Here is a 24,417-nt window from a genome sequence, read left to right as displayed (position 1 = left end):
ATTGAACGAAAAGACATCTTTTCAAGATGGCCTTCAGTTCGGAATCATTTTTTTTCAATAAGTAATGCCAAAAACATTTTCACAACTTTCAGAGAATTACGATGCTATAATAATTGGTTCGGGACTGGGTGGAATGACTGCGGCAAACCGGCTTGCCTATTGCGGGCACAAGGTTCTCCTGCTGGAACATCATCACAGGCTCGGGGGGTTGGCCACCTGGTTCAAGCGCAAGGGACATATTTTTGATATCTCTCTGCACGGCTTTCCATACGGCATGGTTAAAACATGCAAAAAGTATTGGAACAAAGCCATCATGGAGTCAATAGTTCAACTTAAAAATATAGTTTTCGACAATCCTCAGTTTTCTCTTCGAACAACCTTTGACAAGGACGATTTCACACGTATCCTTGAGCATCATTTTTCTATATCCCGTTCGGTTATCGATCGTTTTTTTGAAACGGTGTCTGGAATGAATTTTTATGATGACCGCACCATGTCCACCCGTGAACTTTTTGAGAATTTTTTCCCGGGCAGGACTGATGTCCATCGTTTTCTTATGGAGCCGATAACTTATGCGAACGGTTCAACCCTTGACGATCCTGCCATTACTTATGGAATCGTTTTTTCAAATTTCATGAATCGTGGGGTGTTTACCTTCAAAGGTGGCACCGATAAACTGATCGGCATGATGGGTGATGAGCTGGAGAAAAACGGAGTAACTCTCTGTACCCAGGCACGTGTTGACAGAATAGTGGTTGAACAGGGCAAGGTTCGGGGAGTGGAAGTTTTCGGAAAGGTTATCACTGCAAAGGCTGTAGTTTCAAACAGCGGTATAACGAACACAATCCACAATCTGGCCGGCAGGGAAGTTTTTTCAGATGAATACATGGCCCGGGCAGATAAAATCAGAGTCAACAACTCCAGTTGCCAGGTTTATATAGGTATTAAAAATGGTGAAAGTATAAAGGATATAGGAGATCTTATCTTCAGTTCAACCGCACCACAATTTGACTCGGAGGAGTTGCTTGATATTGAGACAAAATCCAAAACTTTTTCAATATACTATCCCAAAACACGACCGGGGTTGAACCGCTATACCGTGGTTGCTTCAATGAACAGCCGTTATGAAGACTGGAGCGGACTGGACGAGGATCATTACCAGGCCGAAAAAGAAAAACTCATTGCCAGAAGTGTCAAAGATCTGCAGAGGTATCTTCCCGATGTCGCAGAAAAAATTGACTGGACAGAAGCAGCTACACCAAGGACATTCAACAGATACACCCTGCACACCCGGGGGACATCCTTCGGCACCAAATTTGAAGGCCTTGATATTTCCAGATCAATCTTCAAGGAAGTTCCAGGACTTTTTCATGTCGGTTCAGTAGGAATAATAATGTCGGGATGGCTTGGAGCTATTAATTATGGAGTAATTGTTTCCAATGATGTTGACAGTTACCTTCGATCTTAGTTTTTCCTGATGATCCGTGAAACTCAGTAATACTGGAGAGAGCCTTGAAAACGAGCATTTTCATTCGGGGACAAGGAACCGGGAGATTAAAAACCACACCACGTTAGTCACCTGTGAGCATTTTTCGTAACTGCTCATATGTCTCCCGGAGATCTGGTGAAAAACAGTTCTGACGGCCTGGAAAGATGTGAAAAGGAATACACCCAATATGGAAATTTTTAAAGGACAGAAAGTAATTGTTACAGGTGCAACCCGGGGAATTGGAAAAACCATTTCAGAAGCTTTTGTCAATGAGGGTGCCCATGTTATAGGTATTTATGGTGGGAACAGGAAAACCGCAGATCTTTTTCTTGAAGAAAATACTGAACATGCATCCTCACTCACGTTATTCCGGTGTGATGTTTCCGATAAGAATGCTGTACAGGAACTCTTTGCGGAAATTGAAGAACAATTTGAAGACATTGATGTGCTGATCAATAATGCAGGAATAAGGAAGGATTCCATTCTGGCACTCATGCAGGATCAGGATTGGCAAGACGTCATTAACGTGAACTTGAGTGGCACTTTTTTCATGTGCAAACATGCAGTTATGCTCATGATGAAAAAAAAATACGGCCGTATTATAAACATCACCTCCCCTGTTTCTCATCTTGGATTCTCAGGACAGGCAAATTACGCAGCCTCCAAGGCCGGACAGATAGGATTGACCCGTACCCTGGCAAAAGAAGTTGCAAGAAAAAAAATCACAGTGAACTGTGTGTCACCTGGGTTTATTGCAACGGAGTTTATTAATGATCTCTCTAAAGAACAGGTAGCTGCCTATAAAAAAATGGTTCCCATGCGTCGTTTCGGTACACCGCAGGAAATTGCAGAAAGTGTTCTTTTTCTGGCCGGACCCGGTGCCGGCTATATCACAGGAGCGGTCCTGGAAATCACAGGCGGGCTGTAGAATGCAACATTCAGTTACAGATCTTATTCCCCACAGACCTCCTTTTCTCTGGGTTGATACTATTTTGTCCCTTGACGGGGATACTATTGTAACGGAAAAACACATTGCTGAAGATCTGGATATTTTTACAGGTCACTATCCCGGTAATCCTTTAATGCCCGGGGTTCTGCTCTGTGAAATAATTTTTCAGAGTGGTGCTCTTCTCATGGCAGAAAAAGGTTTGATCAACGAGAACGGAATTCGAAAAGTTCCGGTTCTTACACGCATAGAAAATGCCAGATTCAAGAGAACTGTAAATCCCGGTGATTCTGTAACTGTTCAGGTCACACTCAAAGAAATTCTGGCAGGCGTATGTTTTTTGAAAGGAAAGCTCTCAGTCGGCCGGAAAACAGCAGTTACAGTAAATTTTTCCTGTGCTCTGGCGGCTCCGGCAGAATAAGATTGTTTTCTGAAAAATCATTTCCTGTTAAAGCGATTTTACAAAGTTACCTCAAGAACTTCCACAAGCGGCAAAATAATCAAGGCGGTTGAATTTTTGTTCAAAGCAGGTAAGATACTGCTCCCAGGTAAAAGCCATTTGTGTGGCATTATAAGAAAACTTCGAATGGCATCAAAAACGTTCTGACTTACCACAGGGTAGCCTACAGACTCTCCATTATTTAAAGGATATAAGTTGTGCAGCTCTCAATAACTGATATGGTACTCCATGCTGGCCCGGTGGGTCAGCTGGTCATGTTAACGCTCCTTATTTTTTCTATTGTCTCCTGGACAATAGTGATCACAAAAGCCCGACTGTTCAAAAAGGTTCGATTGGATTCAGAAGATTTTCTTGAAACTTTCTGGAGCTCTGCCAACCTCAGCGAGGCACTTGTGGCAGCAGAAGATTTTGATTACAGCCCTGAGGCGGAGGTTTTTATAACCGGTTTTAATGAACTGCAGAAAATAAACAAAATCCGCAGTAAAAAAGAAACCGGTACCTCTGGTGAATCTCTGGACATGCAGCTGGCAACCATGGATAATCTTAAACGGGCGGTACGAAAGGCTGAATCCCGGAAAATGAATTCTTTAGGGAAAAATCTGCCTTTTCTGGCAACCACTGGAAGTGCCACCCCTTTTATCGGTCTGTTCGGGACAGTCTGGGGAATTATGGTCTCCTTTCATGATATCGGTCAGAGAGGATCAGCCTCGCTTGCAGTTGTCGCCCCCGGTATTTCTGAGGCTCTGGTGGCTACTGCAGCAGGACTGGCTGTGGCCATTCCTGCAGTTATTTTTTACAATCATTTTTCTAATCAGCTTGATTATATTCAGAGCGAAATTGATGATTTCACAACTGATTTTCTGAATCTTGTTGAAAGAGATATGATAAGCAGGGTGTAGAAAGATGGGGCCAGTGAACAGAAATGGAAGAAAGCGTCTGGTGTCTGATATCAACGTTACTCCCCTCGTTGATGTTATGCTTGTTTTACTTATTATCTTTATGATCACTGCTCCCATGATGACCCAGGGTTTGAATATCGACCTGCCGGAAACCACCTCCAAGTCATTGAGACAGGAAGAAAAGCCCATTGTTGTGACTATCGATAAAGATGGGCAGATAAGCATAAATAACGTTGTGCAGGTGAGAGCCCTCATGGTACAGGAGCTTGAAAAAAATTACGCCATGAATAAAAAACAGCCGATTTTCCTGAGAGCTGATAAAAATGTACCGTATGGGATTGTCGTTGGAGTCATGGCTGATATCAAAGCTGTCGGATTTGATAAAATAGGTATGATTACCAAACCTTCGGAAAAAAAACAGCCAGTGCCCAGGTGATTTAAAATTGCAGGGCACCTTGAGAAATTTATATTTTCATCCGATCCTGAATCCGGAACCTATGGCTCGGCCTCAACAAACTAATGTCACGTCAACGATGAAATGACGTAATATTGCGCTGTAATTTTTTGTGCCATTCTGCCTGCGGCTTTGAGCGCATAATAGAGCTGTGTAACATAAGCCTCAGGCAGAATGGCGCGAAAAAGGACAAGCAAGATACGTCAGGGCGGTGTTGAAGGGACAAGTGTCTGTTCAGAAATGAGGATTTTTGTTCGAGATCAAGATGCACGGGAAATTTTACCGCAGGCATATAATTGATATCGGAGTCTACGCTTACCTCCGAGGATAAAATTTATCGGCCAACGCAGATATCGGACAAAAAGACCAACTATGGACAGGCACAAACTAATGAAAATCTCGAGTGCGGTGATACCCTTTGGTCACGGATTGAGGTCGATATCAAGGTGGCCTGCAGTTCAGGGTCATAAAAACACAGAGCTATAAACCCCGTGAGTAGTAACATTACAGTTATGTCTGAAAGTGAATGGAAAATACCGTCCACTATCGCAATTGGCCTACATTTTCTTCTTATAGCCGGAGCAATCTACCTTCCCGGTTTTTTTGATGCGAAACCGAAATTTGCCGACATTTATACTGTCAGTCTTATTAATGTTGCGGATGTTGCACCGGAGCCGGTTGTGGAGAAAGCTCCTGCGATAAAAAAAAATGCCCCGGTTGTAAAAGCAAAAAAAATAGCTCCCGTTGCAGTTCCTGTTAAAAAGATTGTGAAATCACCCAGGAAAGCTGTTTCCATTAAACCTCTTAAACGTAAAAAAAGAAAAAAAGTACGCAGAAAAGCCAAAACTCAGAGCCGTGATGAACTCGCAAGAATCAAGCGGCAAAAGCTTGCTGAGGCTTTGCGCCAGGAAGAGATCGCGGAAAAGCGGGCAAAAAAAGCTCTTGAGGAACTTCAGAGGGAACGGGAACTTCTAAAAAAAGATTCTTTTTCACCGCCTGCTGCAGCACAATCCACACCTGCTGAAAAAACATCAGGTAACAGCCGGATCTCAGGAAGTATGAATCTTCTGCAGGGACAATACCACGCCGCTATTTTTGCCAGGTTGCATCAGTTCTGGTCCCTTCCTGAATATATGCAGAAGAAGCCGGAGTTGACAGCGGTAGTGGTTATTACAATCAACAAAAACGGTAATATTGTAAATATGTTTTTTGAAAAGAAATCCGGGGACAGGATCTTTGACCAGTTTGTGACAAAAACCATCGAATCGGCAAGCCCTCTGCCACCAATTCCTCCAGCAATGAAAAAGCAGCGGTATGAAATAGGATTACGTTTTAAACCCGGTTCAATACGATAGTAATTCTTTTTGGATAAAAAATAATCTACTGAAAACACGATGAATATATTACGAATTACCACCGGTCTTTTTATTCTTACAATTCTTTTTTTAACGGGCAGTGTTTCTGGAGCAAATCGAGTATATCTCGACATCACTGCACCGGAAACAAGAAAAATCAATATTGCTGTACCCTGGTTTAACAATAAAAATCTCGATGGTCATAGACAGCGTCTTGGCAGAGACCTGGCCGACACCCTGGCAAAATCACTGAAGTTTCATGGAATAATTTCAATTTTGCCGGTCTCCAGTTATGGCGGCAGCCTTAAGGCTGATTGGAAAAGGCATGGTGTTGATTACGTTATTTTTGGAAGCTATAGTCTTGCACCAAAAAGCATAAAGCTTGAACTCCGGCTCTTTGATGTTGCTGGAAATGAAGTCATCATGGGAAAATCCTTTTCCGGCCCGATGGGCCAGAAGGACAAAATGGTTTTTAAATATTGTGACCATGTTATCAAAACACTCACAGGTGTAGAAGGCATTGCAAATACAAAAATTGCATTTGTCTCCAGGGTTAAAAAAGTCAAAGAAGTATACCTTACCGATATCCTGGGGAAAAAACTCAGGCAGGTCACCCGCCACAGAAATCTCACAGTCTCACCAAGGTTCAAGCCCGGCGGTATTTATCTCACCTATACCTCGTACCATACAGGCAACCAGAACCTCTATATTACTGATCTGCGTCAGTCTAAAACAACCCGGGCTTTGTCAAGAAGGAAAGGACTCAACCTTGCACCCGCATGGTCGCCGGACGGCACTCGTATGGTCCTCACTCTTTCCAAAAGCGGGACTCCTGACCTCTATCTTCTTGACAGCAAAGGAAATATACTGGAGCAGCTTACCAGTAAATCCGGTATAAATGTTTCCCCGACATGGTCACCAGATGGACGTTATATCGTTTTTGTTTCAGACAGAAGCGGTAAACCCCAATTGTATCTGCTGAACATGAAAAACAGAAAAATAAAACGTCTTACTTTTGAAGGTACGGAAAATGCCGAGCCGGACTGGTCTCCAACCGAAAACAAAATTGTTTATTCCAGCCTGAGAAATGGAGTATATCAGCTTTTTACAATGAATCCGCTAAAAGATGAGCCCCCAACTCAACTGACCGTTGATCTCAGTCACCATGAATCCCCGGTATGGTCACCGGACGGAAATCAGATAGCCTTTGCAAAACGGGATGGCAAAAGACACCAGATATACGTTATAATGAAAAATGGCTCATTTCAAAGAAGAATGTTCTCTTTCCCTGGTAGTCAGACTTATCCTCAATGGTCAAGATAACCCCAGACCATCTATAGACAATACCTGGAAAGCTATAATTTACTAATAATTTAATAATAATATATTTTTTATCATGAAAAAAACTCTCCTGAATCTGGCTCTTGTCTGTGCCTGCAGTCCATTTCTTATCCAGTGCGCCTCCCAGGCTGATATCGATGATCTCCGCTATCAATTGCGGATCGTGAATAAAAAACTCGAAGACATGAAATCGACGACCTTTGGTCAACTGCAGAAAAGACAGGCTGCCTCTTCTGGAAAAATGGACCAGCTCGAACGGGAAATTCTTGAACTTCAGAGTCAGCTCGAAGAAACCAACCACCTGAACAGACGGTTAAGGGAAAACAATAAAGAACTTGCGGAATCAATCACTGAAGTTGCAATGACTGAAGAAGCAAAGCGAGAAGAACTTCTCAGGGCTATAGAAGAAAAACAGAAGGAAAAAGAGAGAAAACTCAATGAACTCAATGAGCAGATCCGTCTGCAGAATGAACATCTCAAAGCTATTCAAGAAGCGAGAATTCGGGACGCTGAAATGAAGGCACAGGCTGCAGCCCGCGCTGCGGCAGCTGCCAGGGCAAAGGCACTTGCAGCAAGTAATGCAGGTCTGAAAAAAACACGGGGCAAGCATCTGCTGGCAAGCAGGAAAAAAATAAAATATTCAGTTCCGGCAGCCCCACAGAAAAAAACCAATGCTGTTTCCGGGAAAAAAGTCAAACCTACCTCCATTGCACAGGTTAAAACACCAAAGGAGAATATTAAATCCGGAAAGAAACAACTGGCAACTCCTGTTAATAATGACATGGAAAAAGCCATGAAATTATATAATAACAATAAATTCACCAAGGCTTTTTCCCTTTTTGAACAAATTGCTGAAAATGGTTCATCCCGGAACAAGGTAGAGGGTCGGTTTATGATGGGTGAATGCCTTTTCAAACAAAAAGAATATGACAAGGCTATCATGCAGTATCAGAAAATTATTTCTCAAAATTCTGATCATGTGAAAGCGCCTGCGGCCATGTTGAAACAGGGACTGGCATTTGAAAAACTGTCGGACAAGGGTACTGCCCGTGTAATTTATAAAAAAATATTGAAACAACACGGCTCTTCACCGGAAGCTGAAATTGCAAGAAAAAGACTTGCAAAACTCTAGTGTCACGTCAACGATGAAATGATTAATTTTATTCAAAATCAAAGACTGCAAAAAATAAGCGCAGGTATTTAACTGGAAGTGCGAAACTTAAATGTATAAGAGCATTTTTCATTATCCTGTATCCCCGCTAACCGGGTGGCAAAGCAATTTTTCAAGGTAGTCTTAACCTTACAGGGAGATACTGCTGGTTATTGAAACCTGCAGCAGTAATTTCTTAATTACGTTGAAAAAAAACACCAGACTTGATCAACTCCTCCTTCAAAAGGGACTTGCACCTGATCTTGCAAAGGCAAGGGCCATGATTGGTGCCGGGGAGGTTCTAGTTGACGACTCACTGGCGGACAAGGTGGGTCTGCTCTACCCTGCTGATGCTCAAATCCGGGTCAAGGACAGAATACCCTATGTTTCAAGGGGTGGACTCAAACTTGAAAAAGGCCTTGACCATTTCAATTTATCGCCTCAAGGTAAGATCTGCGTTGATATCGGCGCATCTTCCGGCGGATTTACTGATTGTCTGCTTCAGCATGGAGCCGAAAAAGTGTATGCTGTTGATGTGGCATACGGACAGTTATCCTGGAAGCTCAGACAGGATAACCGGGTGGTTATTTTTGAACGATTCAATGCCAGGAATATCACTCCATCACATCTCGGTGAAACCATAGATCTGGTTGTAATGGATGTATCATTTATCTCCATAACCAAGCTTATTTCTCCGATTGTCACTCTTTTCTCACAAAATGTAACAATTCTCACCCTGATAAAGCCCCAATTTGAGCTTTCAAGAGAGAAAATACCACCTGGTGGGGTGATCACAGAACCACAGCTTCACCAGGAAACTATCCATAAAATTGAACAGTTTATACGGAAGTCAGGACTTAAAAGCATAGGATGCGTCCCCTCCCCAATTCTCGGCCCGAAAGGCAACAGGGAATTTCTCATGCTCATTACGACCTGATGTCTGCATTTCAGGAATACAGTCTGAATCCGTGATCGTTTAAATGCATCGTTTTGATATTTTTATATTAATTTTTCAAATTCTTACCCAAATAATCACGAAGCTGTCACGGATTCAGGCACAGATGATAAATACTCTATTTCCAGGTTGAGACAATTTTATGAAACATCAATATATTTTTATTATTTTTATCTTTACCCTGCTGCACTCTTCCATTCTCGTCCCCTCTTGCACAGCGGCAGGAGCAAAGACAGATATTGTGGTCTTTTTTTCCAATTCGGTCCTTGGAGAAACTGAACCCTGCGGTTGAAAATCCAATCAACTGGGCGGACTGTCCAGTAAAGCACATTTCATTCAAAAGAGAACTGGTGACAGGAGAGCCAATACTCTCATTGTAGATTCAGGCAATCTCCTTTTTAAAAAACAGAGAACTGATCACCGGACATATCCTGAATTAGTGACGGCTGAAACAATTACAAAAGCTTATCTTGAAACAGGATATGATGCTGTGGCTGTAAGTGCCAGTGATCTTTCTGCTGGAAAAGATTTTTTCTTAAGAACGAAAGACAATCATTTCCCCTGGATTTCTGCAAATATTTTTACTGGAGATGAGAAGCTGTTTTTTGCTCCATATATTACCAGGGAAGTTGACAATCTGACCATTGCCATTATCGGTATGACTGGAAAAGATAGTTTGTATAATTCTGAATTTACAGTAAAAAACTGGAAAGATGTTTTGTTCGAACAAGTTGAAGTTCTCAAGAAAAAAGCAGGCATGATTATTCTTCTCTCAAATCTTCCGTTTTCAGATAACAGGATTATTGCCAGAACTGTTCCCGAAATTGATATCATTATTTCGGCAGACAGGAAAAGAGGGAATTTCGCACCACAGGTTTTTGGCAACTGCCTTCTGACCCAGGTTAAGGGGCGAGGTAAATATATCGGAAAACTGGTGCTCAAATTTGGTCCCGAAAGCCGCTGGGAAAATGACTATTCCCTGATGATCACGTCACTCAAAAAAAGGATTTCGGCCGTCGACCTTCAAATAAATGAATTGGTGAACAAGCGGAACCTGTTATCCGAGGATCTGTTTGCACGAAAACATACTCAACTGCAAAAACGAAAAAAAGACCTCAATCAGAAATTCTCCATACTTGAAAAGGAACGGTTGGACAATCCTTCAGCAAACCAGTTCAAGGGTTTGCTTCTCCCCATTCGACCTGAATCCGGCGGCTCCGCAATCATAGATAAAATGATCAGTGAGCTGAAAGAGAAAATAGAAGAATACCTTAAGGGCAACCGAGGGTAATTACAGTTCAGGGACAATCAGGAAAAATAATGGCGGCATGATCTACATTTAAAGATCTTACCGCCATTATTTGCTTACAACGTACAGTTTCTTTTTTCTACTGCATTAACAGCCAAAAGCCTTCTGCAGGTTGGGTACTGTCTGCTTTTTACGACTCATCATACCATCAATCCACATGGAGTTGCTTTCAAGTTTTCCTTCAAAAGCATTCTCTATCAATGCAGGATCATCTGAGATCACAACGAGATCCGTACCTTCTTTAACAACATCAGTGAGCATGAGCAGAACAGAATGTCTTCCATCGGCTTTCACTTCTTCCATAGCTTTGATCAGATCATCGCGAATATCAGCAACCTGATCAAGTGTGGCAAGCTCCAGCTGGCCGACTCCCACTTTGTTTCCGTTCATATCAAAATCTTTATAATCGCGGAAAAGAAGATCTTTTGCCGGTACTCCATCTACTGAAGATTTCGCCTTCAGCATATCCATAAAAAGGGCATCAGTATCATCCACACCGGCAACTGTTTTCAAATCATTTACTGCAATTTTGTCGTCTTCAGTGCAGGTGGGCGACTTGAAATTAACAGTATCACTCAGAATAGCAGCCAACATTCCTCCAGCCACATTTTTTGGTATGGAGACGCCAGCTTCTTTAAACATTTTGTTCAAAACAGTTCCTGTGCACCCTACAGGTTCCGCCCTGAAGAGAATCGGATTGTTTGTGGTCAGATCACCAACCTTGTGATGATCCACAACTGCGACTACATTCGCATCCGCCAAGTTAGCTGGTCCCTGGGCCAGATCACTGAAATCAACAAGAGCAATATCTTTTCCGGCCGCATCGTTGATCTCTGCAGGAGCCTCGAGACCAAATTTTTCCAATACCACTTTAGATTCCGGATTGAGATCTGCAGCAGCGCACTGCATACAGGCCTGGGCTTCCTGACCTTGAGCATTGAACAGTGCTGCCAGTGCAATTGACGCTGTTACTGAATCAGTATCAGGATTGGAATGTCCTACCACGGAAATAGTCATTTGTGTTCCTCCAAAAGTAAAATTATAAAAAAGGGGTAAACTATGTAACTTAAATCCTGCAGGATAAAGAAAACGAAAAATATACATTCACTCAACAGGTGAATTACCAATTTTTTAAAATATATCTCAATACATTAAGATTAAAATTTCGTTTTTCATTTTCTGGTGCGCAGGATCTAAGTATAAACACTGCTGAACCTTAAAAACATCCCTGATTGCAACTCTGCCGGTTAAGGAAAAAGCTTCTTAATCTGACTGAGTTTTCGCGGAACGAGAAAAATCCGTTAACACACCAAAATAGTTCCTTCCGGCTATCGAGTCAAGCATAATATAGCGTGTACAATTCCAGTAAGCAGCACATATTCTGAAAAATTATTTTAACCTGAATCGGTCAACCGGAAAGCTCGAATCTTCGATTCTCTGCCGGAGGGGTCTGGCGCAAAGGCACAACCCTGTTTTCATCCTTTAAACTACTGAGAACAAAGTAGATGAGAGATCCTGTAAAACTCAGGATTCGGCTCAGTGTGGTAATTGGTCACCTGCCACAGATTTTTGCAGGTTCTTCTTCACTATAGTCTGCCTTTGCGGACAAAAGAGACCATGAAAAATTTGGGTGCCTGTGAGCGATTATGTTTTATCCAGCCCAGTATACAGTTAGCCGTGACATTACAAATGCCATATAGTATCTTCACTAGTGTCTGTCCAGAACTGAGGACTTTTGTTCGAGAGCAAGGTGCACGGGAAATTTTACCGCAGGCATATAATTAATATCGGAGTCTACACTTACCTCCGCGGATAAAATTTTTCGGCCAACGTATATATCGGGCAAAAAGACCAACTATGGACAGGCACTCACTATGGCTGCTTTGAATGAATTTACCCGTAATTTGTTATTACTCACAAGCACCTCAGCTTTTCACATACTTTTTTGTCCGCTCAGGCATAACCTGCAGTGAACAGAAGTTCCGGTAAAATCTGTGGCAGGTGAGTCATAAAGGTCATTAATTTACTTGATTACCCATGAAACTCAGCCAAATTGTGGATGTGCCGGTTTAACAGGCACATCCACAGACTCACAAATAACAGGCTGAGTTTCATACGTAATCAGATTAATTTAAGCCATGAGTCCCATTCAGGTCTCGGCCAAGGTCAGAATTGGACTGTTTTAAATTATTTTCCCCTTAAGTTAACGACTTTGGGAGAGTAATTACAATTCAGAGGCAATAAAATCTTAGAGTTGCAGCCCAGTGAGTAGCTGCCTCGCAGGGCCCATAAAAAAATCAGGAAAAATGAAAGAAAGAGAGAAAAAGCAACGGTCAACTTCCCGGGTAAGGCGACGATCAACTACAGCTTTGTATGTTTTTTGCTTTTTGATCAGTATTTTCATAGCTTTTTTTTATTTTTATACGGAACAAAAATCAATTCGGGCCAAATCAGAATCCCCCTATAAACAGATTGAGAACTCAACAGAAATACCAATTGGCCCGGATACACAATCTGTAAATTCTACAAGAACCAGTAGAGACAAATCTGTCATAGCTAAAGAAAAAACTCATGGCAGCTCTGTTCCCACTTCTGACAGACCGGACACAAAGGAAAAAATATTCACAGAGGAAAAACCTTCAGAGAGGCAACATAATATTCCAGAAAATACCGAAATACATTCGGATATAGAGAATGTACAAAATACTGCCTTGCTGAAAAAAGGGCAGGAAAACTCAGTTCCCCGGAAACTCATTGCCTTGCTTAACGGATTTTACGACCATCTGGACCAGCAGCAGTACATGAAGGATTTCCATCTTTCCGAGCCAAGTAAAATTCATTTTTCAAAATTGCTGCAGAAACTGTTCGACACTCCTCCTGTGGTGACCAATGAGACAGATGATCTGTTCACAATTTTAAAAAATACAGCCCATTTTTTCAGGATTCTTGGGAAAAAAAATATTCTTATACTCAAGGGAATTCTGGATCGGGAAAAGCCTTCCTTTGAGGAAATAATCAAAACTTTTTATGAGCTGACTTCATACCCTGATGCCCTCCAAAAAGAATACGGTATAATTTTTACAGATAAGGAACTTTACGATTATGCCAGTTTCTTTCAGAGTACGATGGGAGGAAGACTTTATCTCTTCAGAAGAGATTCAGCTTCACGCATGGCCATCAGTTTTTATGCTGTATTAATAATCGACAGGGCGAATTCAGAAGGATACAACAGGCATGGTATTGATTTACGGCCGGCCATAGACTCACTGATTGAGGAAATGGAAAATACTGGGAAAAACCTGCGTTACAGGGAAGAATACCTTGACAAGCTATATGATCTTAAAGAAAAATATTTTTAAGGTGGCTGTGAAGTCTTTACTCAAGCTTTTCACGTTTTTTACCCGCACAGGTGAGTTTTAGTAAAACCTAAATTCTGCAATTTCAGGTATAAGTGTACAGGAACAAGGAACAAAGGAAATATTATGGACAGTTGGTATGTGGCAGTAAATGGAAAACAGGAAGGTCCTTTTTCGTCTTATCAGGTGCAGACAAATCTGGACAGCGGTGTCTATAATAATGATACGCTGGTATGGAAACAGGGATTTGAAAACTGGGTCCCCCTTTCCTCGGTTTCTGAACTGCAGAACAGAGAGATACCTCCCTCTCCTCCCCTTCAAAGAGGAGCCGATGAAATCGATTATGAAATTTTCGGCCATGAAATGCAGTATGTGGAAATTGAACTGGATCCGGATGAAAGTGCAGTCGCTGAAGCCGGTTCAATGATGTACATGTCCAATGGCATTGAAATGGAAACCGTTTTTGGTGATGGTAGTGTTGCTTCTGAACGTGGTGGATTCCTGGAGAAAATGCTTGGTGCTGGAAAACGACTTATTACCGGAGAAGGTCTTTTCACCACGATTTTCACCTTTAAAGGCGAGAATAAAGGGAAAATTGCCTTTGCATCACCCTATCCCGGTAAAATTATTCCCCTTGACCTGAAAGACTATCAGGGCAAACTGGTCTGTCAGAAAGATGCTTTTCTCTGTGCCGCCAAAGGTGTTTCAATCGGCGTTGAATTTCAGAAAAAAATCGGGGCGGCCCTTTTCGGTGGAGAAGGTTTCATTATGCAGAAACTCGAAGGTGATGGGCAGATCTTTGTTCATGCCGGAGGAACCATAGTGCAGAAAGATCTTCAGGCCGGTGAAACACTGCGAATTGATACAGGTTGTCTAGTTGCCATGACCGGTACGGTTGACTATGATATCCAGTTTGTTGGTGGTATAAAATCAGCAATATTCGGCGGTGAAGGATTTTTCTTCACTACGCTTACGGGACCAGGCCACGTCTGGCTGCAGTCTTTGCCATTTTCCCGCCTGGCTGGCCGAATCCACAGGGCTGCACCCCAGAACAATGCTGGATTCTCAACTTCCGGCGAGGGATCTGTACTGGGAGAGCTGGGGAATCTCTTTCAGCGCTGATTCATGGAAGTGGCACCGAATTTGCCATTTTACACTTTTTCCCTTATAATTTCAGAGTTACCTGTGAATGATTTTCTTTTTCCTGCAACGTGGAATGCAGGAAAAAGACCATTTATGGATGGACCTTAACTATCAGGCATCATTTCCATAAAGTAACTACTCACAGGGGTAGCAATTATATGATTTTATTACATCTGAACTGTAATTACTCCATAAAGACGATTCCTTGAAAATGTTACTCTCCCGCAGATTATGACAACTGTTTCTCCAGCAAATTATCTCAACAGGTCTCACCTGCAGGGATATCCGGAAAACAACGGGAACAATTCTTCCCCTGTGAGTCAGTATGTGGTCAAAGACAAGGTATCTCTGTCAGGAGAATCTTCCGGAAACATAAAAGAGAAAAATGAAAATCTGAACGGACCGGTGCAGCTCGGCGAGGATGACTTACGTATTCTTGAGAGTCTGAAAAAACGGGATCGAGAAGTCCGGACCCACGAACAGGCACATCTTGCTGCAGCCGGGCGTTATGCAGGAGGTGGAGCTCATTTTACCACACAGAAGGGACCGGATGGCCGTGCCTATGCCGTGTCTGGTGAAGTTCCCATTGATGTCAGCACGGAAAACAGCCCGGAAGCCACAATCAGTAAAATGGAGACCATTAAGCGTGCCGCTCTGGCTCCGCAGAATCCTTCTTCTGCTGACAGACGGATAGCTGCGCAGGCGGCTGTTAAAGAAGCTGCCGCAAGAAAAGAACTTCTTCTGAAAACCCAGGAAGTCCTTTTGGATTCAGAAAAAGACCCGTCTTTATCTGAATCATCGTCAAATACACAGCAAAACACAATGGTCATTCAAATGGCGCTCAGCAGGTATGAGACAATAGCGGCCCTCCAGAAAAATCCAACGTAGTTCCATCTGTCATCACACTGAACCCGCGTCATCTTCCTAATTTTCTTAATAAAAAATCGAAATATCACTATACAATTCAAAAATCAAACATGATTAACACACATCTTCTCTGCGTATCCGGTGATCAAACAAGGATTACCTTAAGTCAACTTAATTTTTTAAAATGAACCAGACAATTTTTAACAGTCAGCTTTTTTCTTTTCTCAGAGAATCCGCATCTCCATATCATGCGGTTTTTCAGATGAAACAGTTTTTTGATGACCATGGTTTTTCCCAATTGCTCGACCTGGAAACCCTCTCTGCAGATCCTGGCTCCTCCTACTATCATATCAGAGATAATGGCTCAATTATTGCCTGTACTCTTGGAAAAGATGAGAAACCGGAAGACGGTTTTCGTATTCTGGCGGCTCATACGGACAGCCCGTGTCTACAAATTAAACCATTGCCGGACATAGAACAGGATACTTACCTCAAACTTGGGGTAGAAATATATGGAGGACCACTTCTCCAGACCTGGTTTGATCGTGATCTTTCCCTGGCCGGCAGGACCTGCTGTCTGATGCAGGATGGTAGTCTGGCTGTTTTCCTGGTAGATTTCAAGCGACCAATGCTTGTTATTCCAAGCCTGGCCATTCATTTTAACCGTGAAGCCAACAGGAAAAATGAAATCAATGCCCAGGATGACCTGCCTCCCCTTCTTGCACAAACGATTACAGGGCAACTGCCTGACCTGAAAACACTGCTCCTCGAACAACTCAAACAGGAATATCCCCAGGAAAAAATTGGCAGTATCCTGACTTTCGACCTATCCTGCTATGACACACAACCACCTGTTTTTACAGGTCATAAAAAAGAATTCATCTGTGGAGGTAAGCTTGATAACCTGTTGAGTTGTTTTGTCGGTATGCAGTCAATTGGGGCCGGTAAGATGAGGAAAAACTGTCTGCTTCTCTGTACAAACCATGAGGAAAACGGCTCTGTTTCCGTAGCCGGGGCCGGATCCAACTTTGCTGAATCTTTTTTCAAGCGCATTATCCCAGATCCGGCCATGAGATTGAAAGCCCTGGAAAAATCTTTTCTCATTTCCATAGATAACAGCCATGCGACCCATCCAAATTTCACAAGTAAATCAGATAAGGCCCATAAGATTTTTCTCAACATGGCTCCTGTTATTAAAATAAACGCCAATCAACGCTATGCAACCAGCAGTATCAGCGCCGCAATTTACAAAAAAATCTGCAATGAAGTAGAGGTGAACCCTCAGGAATTCGTTATGAGAAGCGATATGGCTTGTGGGTCCACAATTGGACCGATGACTGCAGCCCGCCTTGGTATCAAAACTGTTGATGTGGGTATTCCTACACTTGCCATGCATTCCATTCGCGAATTTACTGGAGCCGCAGATCCCTTTCTCCTGTATCGCACTACATCCGGGTTCATGCAGATGGATATGAACGGGCTGGTCGTTCGTCAATGAATCGTCCCATGTTTTTTTCCAGGTCCCATACAAAACGCGACAACGCAAGGCAGACAAAACAACATGACTGGACCGAATGGTTCAGGCTTATCAACGGCAAAGAAAAGAAAACCCGACTGCGGCTAAAGGAACTTCCTCGCTGCGGATTTTCAAATAAACCGGCATGGCCGGACTCAATGGCTCAGCCACAAAAAACTAATAAAATTCTCAACTGCGGCGGTATAACTTTTGACTGCGGATTTTCAGATAAATGTTTCAGTATAAAACATTTTATCATTTCAGTGCTGATTCTTCTGGGTATGATTAACACTTCCTGGGCAGATCTCGACCAGTCTCTCAAAAAATTTAAAAACAAAAAAATAGAACAAAATGAAATAGAGAAACTAGCTCGTTTTGACCATCTCATACGATATTTTGCTGATTTTTCCTATTTTGTACCAAAACACAAGGTTAACCCGAACTTTATCCGGGCCCTTATCCTTGCTGAATCCGGAGCCAACCCCAGGGCTGTGTCGAATCGAAAGGCGATCGGCCTTGGGCAGATCCTTTATTCTACAGGGAAGGAAGCGGCAAAGGAGTTGAGTGAATCACGAACACATTTCCGACATGTTTCAAAAACAACCCTGAAAAATCTTAAAAAAAGAGACCTTTTTGATCCCGCTGTAAATATTCTGCTGACATGTTATCTGATTGCTAAATACAATTATAAATTTAACGGCAGACTCGATCTTGTCGTTTCAGCCTGGAATGCAGGAGAGAATACCGAGTCTCTCGCCCGGGGAAAACACGCCCCTTTTCGTGAAACTGAAGATTTAATAGGCAAAATTAACAATTATTTTATCTATTTGCTCAGGCAAAGACCCTTTCCATGACATTTTTTACAAAATAAAGTACGACCATTCTATTTTAGATATTAATTTAATATTTACAATCCCTGCTGTAGTTGATAAAATATGCGACATTGTATCAATAATGACAGGTGTTTTTGTTATTTGAAATCAACGGAAAATGACATCAACACACTACACTGTGGTATTTACAAATTTATTATTCAAAAGTATTATCAAATTGCTTACATTGTGGTACATTTTCCTCTTAACCAGCTATAAATATTAAAATTTCCGACATCTATAAAGATTGTTCAGCCGGTCGGTTTTTCTCAGGAATTCTTTAATGACAGACTCTCTTTCAACAGACCATATAGCAACGATATACAGGTTCTGCGCCCAAAGCATGCAGTACCCGGAAACTGACTGGATGAATGAAACCTACCTGGGAAGTCTTTATACTCTTCTCGATGCGCTGGGTGGTGAAAAAGAAAAGGATGCGATTGATACTGAGATAAAAAAGAGCAGGGATTTTCTGGAGGATTTACAGGTAGAGTATACCCGACTTTTCATCAATGGTTTTCCACATGTCGCGGCTCCTCCTTACGGTTCTGTTTATTTTGATAAATCCCTGCAGGGTAAATATGCGGAGCAGGTCTTGCAGTACTATCATTCTAAAGGATATATTCTGACCGAAAAAGCTGATTTCCCTGACAATCTGATACATCAACTTGAATTTCTGTCGTTTTTAGCCGAAGATAAAGATCAGGAAAGTGAAAACGAATTTTTAGGCACCTATTTTCTGCCCTGGTTTGAAACTTTTTCAAAACTGGTAAAAAAGGAAGCAAAACACCCTTTTTATCGTATCATCATTACTTTAATCGACTTTTTCACAAAGGAGGAAAAGGAATATGGCGTTCAACTTAACGAGGCGTAAATTTTTACAATCTGCCTCTTTGGCAGCTGTAGCTTTGCCCCTTTCCCGGGCAATAGCATCAGAGAGCGGTGTCAAACGTTCTCCCCTAGAGGCAAAAGGCTCTTTCAAAGATGAAACCGTAGTTGGGGGCATTTGCGAGATGTGTTTCTGGCGGTGCCAGCTTGTTGGTAAAAAAAGGGGTGGGCGCCTCGTAAAACTTGAGGGAAATCCGAAATCGATTGACAATGGAACCTCTATCTGTGCAAGAGGTAACGCCGGGATCAAACTTCTTTACGATCCAGACCGACTGAAATTCCCCTTGAAAAATGTCGGTGAACGTGGAAACCCCAAGTGGAAAAAGATTTCCTGGAAAGACGCTCTTGATGAATGCGGGACTAAATTGAAGGCTGTTAAGGACAAATACGGTGCAAAAGGCATCTGCGTTTTTCCCCATGGCTCTTCAGCAAAGTATCCCATGCATTTCTTTGAGAGGACTGTCGGCACAAAAAATGTCAGTGAAGCGTCTTTTTTCCAGTGCAGGGGAATTCGGGACACTGCCTACGTGGCGACTATCGGCAAAGCACCCGGAGAGAAAGTTGACATGCCTAATGCCAAGGTCATTTTCCTTCTTGGAGGCCATTTTGGTGAAAACATTCATGTCTCCCATATTAAACGATACCTGAAGGGGTTACAGAACGGCGCTAAACTGATTGTTGTTGATCCACGTTATTCCGCTTCCGCTGCAAAATCAGATATCTGGGTTCCAATAAAACCGGGTACCGATACTGCTTTTCTCCTTGGTATAATGAATTATCTCATTACAACCAAAAAATATGATGCTGATTTCGTTGACGAATATGGTGATGGTTTCGAAGAATTTGCCAAAGGTATTAAAGAGTGGAGCCTTGAAAAAGCTGCTGCAGAATGTGATCTTACGGTACAGCAGATAAAAGAGGTGGCCGAGCTGCTGGCGGATAACGCACCAAATGTCTCCATTCATCCAGGCAGACATGTCTCCTGGTATGGCAACGATTTTCAACGCCAGCGCTCCCTGGCCTGCCTGACTGGTCTTCTGGGTGCCTTTTATGTTAAAGGTGGCTGGGTGCCCTCAATTGGGCCAAAGGTTGGTAAACTCAGTTGGGCACACAAGGAACATGAGGAAGAATTCAACCTCAATCTCAACAGTGATGATGAATTATACCATCCTTTCACCCCTCCGGGAACACCCACTGAACTCATTCGCGATGCGGCACTGACAGGTAAGCCCTATCCGATTAAAGGATGTGTTGTCTGGGGTCAGAATCCTATCCAGACTATTCCCGGTCAGGAAAAAATGAAGAACGTTCTCAGGCAGATGGACTTTGTCATGTGCGTTGATGTGATGCCTACAGATATAACCATGTGGGCGGATATACTTCTTCCTGAAGTCAGTTATCTGGAAAGATATGATTACATCAAAACAGGGACCCAATGGGATTTATCAGAAAAACAACAGCAGTTTATTTCAGCCAGGATGCCGCTTGTCTCTCCCCTGTTTGAACGGAAAGATCAGGTTTATATTACCAACGAAATCGCTAAACGCATGGGATACGAAGAGGATATCCCGGTGGAAAGCGCGGAAGATATGGTGGAAAAAAATCTGAAGGTTGCCGGTCTTTCACTGGCCCAGTTGAAAAAGGAAGATGGCATTCATATTCAACCTGGTAAAAACCCGTACAACATGCCCGATGATTTTGAGGTTGTCTTTTATAATGAGGATATTGAAGATGCCGGTTTCCCAGGAGTGCCTACCTATAAACCTGTTGATGAACCACCGGCTGGTTTTGCTCGGTTGATCTATGGTCGCGTCCCTGTCCATACCTTCAACAGAACCCAGAATAATGTCTGGCTGCACAGCGCCATGCCAACGAATCCTGTCTGGCTCAATGATGAGCTTGCAGCAAAAATGGGGCTGAAGGATGGTGACGAGGTCGGTTTTATCAATCAGGACGGAGTGAAATCCAGGACAACAACTGTTGTCAAGACCACTCCAGGTATACGAAAAGACTGTGTCTATATGGGACATGGTTATGGGTCAGCCAATCCGCTTATGACAGTTGGAGTTGGAGCAGGTGTTGATGACACGAGCCTGGTAACCAAAATTGGTGTGGACCCTGAAACCGGGGCAAACGGAATGCGAAATAATTTTGTCAAATTCATCAAGGACGGTAAAGTCATCAATATCCCGACGGCTGCTTAAACCGGCTTTTAAGGTTACTTCAGGAGGAATAAGGAATGCAATATGGAATGATTATTGACCTCGAACGATGTGTCGGCTGTCATGCCTGCACCATAGCCTGTAAGGCCGAATGGGAGGTCCCAGTGGAATTTGCCCGGAACTGGGTTTACAGGATGGGGCCGGAAATGGTTGACGGTGAAATGGCTTCCACCTACTATCCCGGACTGTGCAATCATTGTACAGATCCGGTTTGTGTACCGGAATGCCCGGCTGACCCGGTGGAAGTTACATTCAAGGATGCCAAAACCGGAAAAACAAAGACAATGGAAGTTGCCGCCACCTGGAAAGATCCTTTTGACGGAACAGTCCAGATAGACAAAAGCCGTTGTCTCGGCTGTGGTGCCTGTGCTGATGCCTGCCCGTACAATGCCCGCTACGTTAACCCTGACCTGGTGGACGATGTGTCGGAAGACGGCAAGGCGGATAAATGTACCTACTGTAAACCACGTGTTGAGGCGGGCGGAGTGCCTGCCTGTGTCCAGACCTGCATTGCAGGAGCCAGGATCTTTGGTGATCTTGACGATCCGAACTCAGAAGTTTCAAAGTATGTTAAGAAAGGGGCCAAAGGAATTGAGCCCGACGGCGGTGAACTCGGCCCCAATTCCCGTTACTACGGCAAAAAGAAAGACATGAGCCTTCTTTTCAGGACTCATACTCCGGAACTTGCAGATCTGGGCAGCGCAAGACGTCGCGCCATGCTGGCGTCTCTTGCAAAACCGGCAATGAAAACCATCAGAAATCTTGGTCTGATCGGCGCTGTTGGTTCCATTCTGTTGAATGAAAGTAATAAATCAGAAGATAAAGATTAAACAGTTTTCATCCTGAATCCGTGACGAATTTTCATTTTTTTCTTAATAACAAATTGAAATAATTATTTATAATCACGTTTATTCTGAAAAATAACTCGCTTCCATTCGGCGTGTTCGCCGACGGATTCAGGTACCTGTAGGGATGTGGGTAGATTTAATAAAAACTGCCCACGTTTAAAAACAAAAGCGTGCAGATTGATTTTTCAATCTGCACGCTTTTGTTTTTAGAAAACTTCTCTAGAAAACATTTGAAATTTTGAGTAAGAGAATATCAGTTTATATACTCTCGGTCTCATTTGCTCTCATAATCAGGCTGAAGTGAATAAAACTTACCTCCTTACAGGAACGGCAAATCTATGATTTTGTTACCCTTGAACTGTAATTGCTCACCAATTGCAGACTGAGTGTTGTACGCAATTAAATATAAAATATATCAAGGAAACTTCCATGAGCACAGATGATAAAAAAATTATCTATTCAATGATAAAGGTCAGCAAATATTATGACAATAAACCTGTATTGAAGGATATTTCCCTCTCCTATTTTTACGGAGCAAAGATCGGAGTATTGGGACTCAACGGTTCCGGTAAAAGTACCCTGTTAAGAATACTGGCTGGTATTGAAACAGAATTTAACGGTGAAACCCATTTGTCACCTGGACTAAAAGTTGATTACCTGCCCCAGGAACCTTCCCTTGATCCTGAAAAAACCGTGAAGGAAATTGTCGAGGAAGGTGTCCGGGAAACAGTAGATCTGCTCAATGAATTCAATGAAATTAATGAAAAATTTGCAGAGCCAATGTCCGATGATGAAATGCAGAATCTCATTGAACGACAGGGAACTGTCCAGGAAAAACTTGATAATCTTTCGGCCTGGGATCTTGACAGTCGTCTTGAAATGGCAATGGATGCCCTTCGCTGTCCTCCTTCCGAAACGAAATGCGGCATTCTTTCCGGGGGCGAACAGCGACGTGTCGCCCTTTGCCGCATACTTCTGAACCAACCAGACATTCTTTTGCTGGATGAACCTACCAATCATCTGGACGCTGAGTCTGTTGCCTGGCTCGAGCACCATCTGCAGACCTACCCGGGAACAGTTATTGCTGTAACCCATGACAGGTATTTCCTCGATAATGTGGCCGGCTGGATTCTTGAACTGGACAGGGGAATCGGCATCCCCTGGAAGGGTAATTATTCATCATGGCTTGAGCAGAAAGAGAAAAGGCTGTCTTTAGAGGAAAAAAGAGAAAGTGACCGCAGGCGAACCCTGAAAAGGGAACTTGAATGGATAAGGATGTCACCAAAAGGAAAAAGAAGCAAATCAAAGGCGAGGATCAGTTCCTATGAAAAACTGATGTCCCAGGAAACTGAAAAACTTGCCAGGGATCTTGAAATTTTTATACCTCCGGGGCCCCGTCTCGGCAAGGTTGTCATTGAAGCAGAAAATGTCAGTAAATCTTTTGGAGATCGACTGCTGATCGAAAATATGAACTTCAGTCTTCCTCCGGGCGGTATTGTCGGGATTATCGGACCGAATGGTGCCGGAAAAAGCACCCTGTTCAAGATGATTACCGGTGAGGAGTCTCCAGATTCAGGCACCATACGTATAGGAGAAACGGTCAAACTTGCCTATGGTGATCAGTCCAGGGATACTCTGGATCCTGAATCGTCTATCTGGCAGGCCATATCGGATAATCAGGACACCGTCTGGCTCGGCACCCATGAAGTTAACAGCCGGGCCTATGTTGCTAAATTTAATTTTTCCGGTTCAGAACAGCAGAAAAAAGTGGGTCTTCTTTCAGGTGGTCAGCGCAACAGGGTTCACCTTGCCCGTACGTTGAAGGAAGGCGGCAATGTTCTCCTGCTGGATGAACCGACGAATGATTTGGACGTTAATACACTCAGGGCTCTGGAAGAGGCCCTGGAAAATTTTGGCGGCTGTGGCGTTGTAATCAGTCACGACCGCTGGTTCCTTGACAGGATTGCCACTCATATTCTTGCTTTTGAAGGAGACTCGCAGGTTGTGTGGTTTGAAGGGAATTATTCAGATTATGAGAAAGACAGAAAAGCCAGGTTAGGCGCTGAGGCTGACCGTCCTCACAGGATCAAATACAGGCAACTGACAAGATAATATGTAACTGACCACAGCGTTATTCTGTGTTTTTATTACCTCTGAACTGTAATTATCTGCTGGCCCGTTTTCATCATTATTCGTAACTACTCACAGGGGTAGCAATTATATGATTTTATTACCTCTGAACTGTAATTGCTCACAGGTGCAGCAGATAGTTCGTGTCTGTCCATAGTTGGTCTTTTTGCCCGATATCTGCGTTGACAGAAAAATTTTATCCTTGGAGGTAATCGCA

Annotated in this window: 20 protein-coding genes; 19 read left to right on the top strand and 1 reads right to left on the bottom strand. The window is 42.9% G+C overall.

Features of this window, described 5'->3' with window-relative positions:
• The first annotated feature begins 64 nt into the window (after positions 1 to 64).
• The 10 genes from ACXLDX_RS02225 to ACXLDX_RS02180 all read left to right on the top strand — a co-directional run bounded on the left by ACXLDX_RS02225 (position 65) and on the right by ACXLDX_RS02180 (position 10,340).
• A complete protein-coding gene (locus ACXLDX_RS02225; protein WP_457575561.1) occupies positions 65 to 1,468 on the top strand; it encodes a phytoene desaturase family protein in 1,404 nt (467 codons plus the stop codon).
• Positions 1,469 to 1,676: 208 nt separating this feature from the next.
• Positions 1,677 to 2,417, top strand: a complete 741-nt coding sequence (fabG, locus tag ACXLDX_RS02220; protein WP_457575560.1) for a 3-oxoacyl-ACP reductase FabG — start codon at positions 1,677 to 1,679, stop codon at positions 2,415 to 2,417.
• Position 2,418: 1 nt separating this feature from the next.
• Complete coding sequence (locus ACXLDX_RS02215; RefSeq protein WP_457575559.1) at positions 2,419 to 2,856, top strand: 3-hydroxyacyl-ACP dehydratase FabZ family protein; 438 nt, start codon at positions 2,419 to 2,421, stop codon at positions 2,854 to 2,856.
• A 236-nt stretch (positions 2,857 to 3,092) separates the two neighbouring features.
• Positions 3,093 to 3,794 carry a protein TolQ gene (gene tolQ / locus ACXLDX_RS02210; protein ID WP_457575558.1) on the top strand — a complete coding sequence of 234 codons (702 nt, stop codon included), beginning with the start codon at positions 3,093 to 3,095 and terminating at the stop codon, positions 3,792 to 3,794.
• A gap of 4 nt (positions 3,795 to 3,798) precedes the next feature.
• Positions 3,799 to 4,230, top strand: a complete 432-nt coding sequence (gene tolR / locus ACXLDX_RS02205) for a protein TolR (RefSeq protein WP_457575557.1) — start codon at positions 3,799 to 3,801, stop codon at positions 4,228 to 4,230.
• Between the two features lie 530 nt (positions 4,231 to 4,760).
• Positions 4,761 to 5,603 (top strand): energy transducer TonB, encoded by an 843-nt coding sequence (locus ACXLDX_RS02200; RefSeq protein ID WP_457575556.1) that lies wholly within the window; start codon positions 4,761 to 4,763, stop codon positions 5,601 to 5,603.
• A 39-nt stretch (positions 5,604 to 5,642) separates the two neighbouring features.
• Positions 5,643 to 6,926 (top strand): DPP IV N-terminal domain-containing protein, encoded by a 1,284-nt coding sequence (locus ACXLDX_RS02195; protein WP_457575555.1) that lies wholly within the window; start codon positions 5,643 to 5,645, stop codon positions 6,924 to 6,926.
• Between the two features lie 73 nt (positions 6,927 to 6,999).
• Positions 7,000 to 8,076 carry a tetratricopeptide repeat protein gene (locus ACXLDX_RS02190; protein ID WP_457575554.1) on the top strand — a complete coding sequence of 359 codons (1,077 nt, stop codon included), beginning with the start codon at positions 7,000 to 7,002 and terminating at the stop codon, positions 8,074 to 8,076.
• Positions 8,077 to 8,299: 223 nt separating this feature from the next.
• A complete protein-coding gene (locus ACXLDX_RS02185; protein WP_457575553.1) occupies positions 8,300 to 9,031 on the top strand; it encodes a TlyA family RNA methyltransferase in 732 nt (243 codons plus the stop codon).
• 457 nt (positions 9,032 to 9,488) lie between these two features.
• Positions 9,489 to 10,340 carry a bifunctional UDP-sugar hydrolase/5'-nucleotidase gene (locus ACXLDX_RS02180; RefSeq protein ID WP_457575552.1) on the top strand — a complete coding sequence of 284 codons (852 nt, stop codon included), beginning with the start codon at positions 9,489 to 9,491 and terminating at the stop codon, positions 10,338 to 10,340.
• A 105-nt stretch (positions 10,341 to 10,445) separates the two neighbouring features.
• On the opposite strand, the gene ACXLDX_RS02175 is transcribed toward ACXLDX_RS02180, so the two are convergent.
• Positions 10,446 to 11,375, bottom strand: a complete 930-nt coding sequence (locus ACXLDX_RS02175; protein WP_457575551.1) for a manganese-dependent inorganic pyrophosphatase — start codon at positions 11,373 to 11,375, stop codon at positions 10,446 to 10,448.
• Between the two features lie 1,742 nt (positions 11,376 to 13,117).
• Here ACXLDX_RS02175 and ACXLDX_RS02170 point away from each other — a divergent pair.
• The 9 genes from ACXLDX_RS02170 to ettA all read left to right on the top strand — a co-directional run bounded on the left by ACXLDX_RS02170 (position 13,118) and on the right by ettA (position 24,182).
• Complete coding sequence (locus ACXLDX_RS02170) at positions 13,118 to 13,717, top strand: hypothetical protein (RefSeq protein WP_457575550.1); 600 nt, start codon at positions 13,118 to 13,120, stop codon at positions 13,715 to 13,717.
• 123 nt (positions 13,718 to 13,840) lie between these two features.
• On the top strand, positions 13,841 to 14,836 hold the full coding sequence (locus ACXLDX_RS02165; protein ID WP_457575549.1) for a TIGR00266 family protein: 996 nt from the start codon (positions 13,841 to 13,843) through the stop codon (positions 14,834 to 14,836).
• Positions 14,837 to 15,088: 252 nt separating this feature from the next.
• Complete coding sequence (locus ACXLDX_RS02160; protein WP_457575548.1) at positions 15,089 to 15,745, top strand: putative metalloprotease CJM1_0395 family protein; 657 nt, start codon at positions 15,089 to 15,091, stop codon at positions 15,743 to 15,745.
• Positions 15,746 to 15,908: 163 nt separating this feature from the next.
• Positions 15,909 to 17,222: a M18 family aminopeptidase gene (locus ACXLDX_RS02155; protein WP_457575547.1), complete on the top strand. Its 1,314-nt coding sequence runs from the start codon at positions 15,909 to 15,911 to the stop codon at positions 17,220 to 17,222.
• Positions 17,223 to 17,230: 8 nt separating this feature from the next.
• On the top strand, positions 17,231 to 18,094 hold the full coding sequence (locus tag ACXLDX_RS02150) for a lytic transglycosylase domain-containing protein (protein WP_457575546.1): 864 nt from the start codon (positions 17,231 to 17,233) through the stop codon (positions 18,092 to 18,094).
• A 301-nt stretch (positions 18,095 to 18,395) separates the two neighbouring features.
• Positions 18,396 to 18,986 (top strand): TorD/DmsD family molecular chaperone, encoded by a 591-nt coding sequence (locus ACXLDX_RS02145; protein ID WP_457575545.1) that lies wholly within the window; start codon positions 18,396 to 18,398, stop codon positions 18,984 to 18,986.
• On the top strand, positions 18,961 to 21,204 hold the full coding sequence (locus ACXLDX_RS02140) for a molybdopterin-containing oxidoreductase family protein (RefSeq protein WP_457575544.1): 2,244 nt from the start codon (positions 18,961 to 18,963) through the stop codon (positions 21,202 to 21,204). Before ACXLDX_RS02145 ends, ACXLDX_RS02140 begins: the two co-directional genes overlap by 26 nt.
• 35 nt (positions 21,205 to 21,239) lie before the next feature.
• Positions 21,240 to 22,052: a 4Fe-4S dicluster domain-containing protein gene (locus ACXLDX_RS02135; RefSeq protein ID WP_457575543.1), complete on the top strand. Its 813-nt coding sequence runs from the start codon at positions 21,240 to 21,242 to the stop codon at positions 22,050 to 22,052.
• 447 nt (positions 22,053 to 22,499) lie between these two features.
• A complete protein-coding gene (gene ettA / locus ACXLDX_RS02130) occupies positions 22,500 to 24,182 on the top strand; it encodes an energy-dependent translational throttle protein EttA (RefSeq protein WP_457575542.1) in 1,683 nt (560 codons plus the stop codon).
• Positions 24,183 to 24,417: the final 235 nt, after the last annotated feature.

The organism is Desulfomarina sp., assembly GCF_054039375.1.
This window is presented reverse-complemented; position numbering and strand designations above follow the sequence as displayed.

Bases quoted from the DNA above. Each gene is read 5' to 3' on its own strand.
- ACXLDX_RS02225 (WP_457575561.1), top strand. From the start codon at position 65: ATGCCAAAAACATTTTCACAACTTTCAGAGAATTACGATGCTATAATA.
- fabG (WP_457575560.1), top strand. From the start codon at position 1,677: ATGGAAATTTTTAAAGGACAGAAAGTAATTGTTACAGGTGCAACCCGG.
- ACXLDX_RS02215 (WP_457575559.1), top strand. From the start codon at position 2,419: ATGCAACATTCAGTTACAGATCTTATTCCCCACAGACCTCCTTTTCTC.
- tolR (WP_457575557.1), top strand. From the start codon at position 3,799: ATGGGGCCAGTGAACAGAAATGGAAGAAAGCGTCTGGTGTCTGATATC.
- ACXLDX_RS02200 (WP_457575556.1), top strand. From the start codon at position 4,761: ATGTCTGAAAGTGAATGGAAAATACCGTCCACTATCGCAATTGGCCTA.
- ACXLDX_RS02195 (WP_457575555.1), top strand. From the start codon at position 5,643: ATGAATATATTACGAATTACCACCGGTCTTTTTATTCTTACAATTCTT.
- ACXLDX_RS02190 (WP_457575554.1), top strand. From the start codon at position 7,000: ATGAAAAAAACTCTCCTGAATCTGGCTCTTGTCTGTGCCTGCAGTCCA.
- ACXLDX_RS02175 (WP_457575551.1), bottom strand. From the start codon at position 11,375: ATGACTATTTCCGTGGTAGGACATTCCAATCCTGATACTGATTCAGTA.
- ACXLDX_RS02165 (WP_457575549.1), top strand. From the start codon at position 13,841: ATGGACAGTTGGTATGTGGCAGTAAATGGAAAACAGGAAGGTCCTTTT.
- ACXLDX_RS02160 (WP_457575548.1), top strand. From the start codon at position 15,089: ATGACAACTGTTTCTCCAGCAAATTATCTCAACAGGTCTCACCTGCAG.
- ACXLDX_RS02155 (WP_457575547.1), top strand. From the start codon at position 15,909: ATGAACCAGACAATTTTTAACAGTCAGCTTTTTTCTTTTCTCAGAGAA.
- ACXLDX_RS02150 (WP_457575546.1), top strand. From the start codon at position 17,231: ATGTTTTTTTCCAGGTCCCATACAAAACGCGACAACGCAAGGCAGACA.
- ACXLDX_RS02145 (WP_457575545.1), top strand. From the start codon at position 18,396: ATGACAGACTCTCTTTCAACAGACCATATAGCAACGATATACAGGTTC.
- ACXLDX_RS02140 (WP_457575544.1), top strand. From the start codon at position 18,961: ATGGCGTTCAACTTAACGAGGCGTAAATTTTTACAATCTGCCTCTTTG.
- ACXLDX_RS02135 (WP_457575543.1), top strand. From the start codon at position 21,240: ATGCAATATGGAATGATTATTGACCTCGAACGATGTGTCGGCTGTCAT.
- ettA (WP_457575542.1), top strand. From the start codon at position 22,500: ATGAGCACAGATGATAAAAAAATTATCTATTCAATGATAAAGGTCAGC.